The following is a 1,495-nucleotide window of genomic DNA, read 5'->3' as shown; positions in this document are numbered from 1 at the left end:
CCGCCGCTCGGCCTCGGCCGGACATGGCGCGCCAGGCGGCGGGGTCGGCGGAGGACCTGTTTCCAGGGCGTCGGCCCAGGCCTCCGGCGTGTTCTGCCGCACCAGTCGACCGGTGACCCCGTCCGCCACCGCGTGGACGAGACCGCCTGTGCGGTGGGCCAGCACCGGGGTGCCGCAGGCCTGGGCCTCCAGGGCCACCAGTCCGTAGGACTCGGAGAAGCTCGGCATGGCGACCAGGTCGGCGGCACGGAACTGGGCGGCCAGCTCCTCCGCCGGCACCGGCTCGCTGAACGTCACCAGGTCCGCCACGCCCTCGGACTGGGCGAGCGCCGTCAGGTCCGGGGCATCGGCACCGGACGGGGCGCCGTTGACGTGCGCGCGCAGCCGGTCCGTGCCCGGAGGCAGGACACCGCGCCGACGCAGCTCACCGAGGGCGCCCACCAGCACCTGGGGGCCCTTGTGCCGCTGGATCCGTCCGGCGAACAGCACCCGCAGCTCCGGGTCGAACGGATCCACCCCCTCGGTCTCCCCGCCGGGCCACCAGGCCTGCCCGGACGGGGTGAAGACGGCGGTGTCCACCCCGGGCGTGTCCACCAGGATCCGGCGCCGCGGCGCGTCCAGGACCTCCATGAGCGCGCGGGCCTCACCGGGGGAGTTCACCACCAGCAGGTCCGCCCCCGCGGCGATCCGTGCCTCGGCCTCCCGCCGCTCGGCCGGCTCCGACGAGTCGGGGTCGGCCGCCATCTTCATCGCCGCCACCGTGTGCATCGTGTGCAGCCACGGGGCGTTCGCCGCCGTGGCGATCCGCCGGGACGCCGGCGCCGAGAGCCAGTAGTGGCCGTGCACGAACGCGATCTGCTCGTCCGCCACGAGGCCCTCATGGTCCAACCAGGTCAGCGCGTTCCCCGCGAACTCCTCGGCGTGGGCGGCGAGGTCCTCCTTGGACAGCTCCCCGGCCGGGCCCGCCGGGATCTCGACGACGATCACCTCCGGGGCCTGGACGCCGGGGTCCGCCGCGGGGACGGTGCCGACCACCGGATCCGGTCCGACGCCGCGGGTGAGCACGATCGGACGCATGCCGGTGCGCGCCAGGGCCGCGGCCTCGTGGCGGACATAGGTGTTCAGGCCGCCGGCGTCGCCCTGGCCGGGCTGGTGCAGCGGGTGGGTGTGGAAGGCGACCATGACCGCGATGGGCACGTCCTGGCGCAGTCGACGGTCGACGGCGTCGAACAGGCGGCGCGCCCGAGGCGAGGAGGCGATCTCGTCCGCGTGGACCACGTCCCCGGCCGGTCCGGCCAGCGGCACCGTCCAGTTCCGGTACTGGTCCTGGGTGGTGCCCGGCTGGTTCTGGATGCGCCGCTCGCCCACGGCGTCCACGAGCGCCACCGCGTGCAGGGCCGCCGGGGAGCCGGCGGCGAAGCGGTGCAGGGCGAGGATCTGGGCCTCGGTGCGGTCCGTCACGTCGGCCAGCTCCGGGTCCGTGGGCAGCTCGGCG

At 75.7% G+C, this 1,495-nt stretch carries 1 protein-coding gene; it reads right to left on the bottom strand.

Annotated features, from left to right (window positions below; genetic code table 11):
- A partial coding sequence (locus AC2W7A_RS12320) for a glycosyltransferase (protein ID WP_485991598.1) occupies window positions 1–1,495 on the bottom strand: 1,495 nt, incomplete at both ends.

This window comes from Micrococcus sp. LASM2_SD2 (assembly GCF_057364565.1).
The sequence above is the reverse complement of the archived record's forward strand: the minus strand, read 5'-3'. Positions and strand labels throughout refer to the sequence as shown.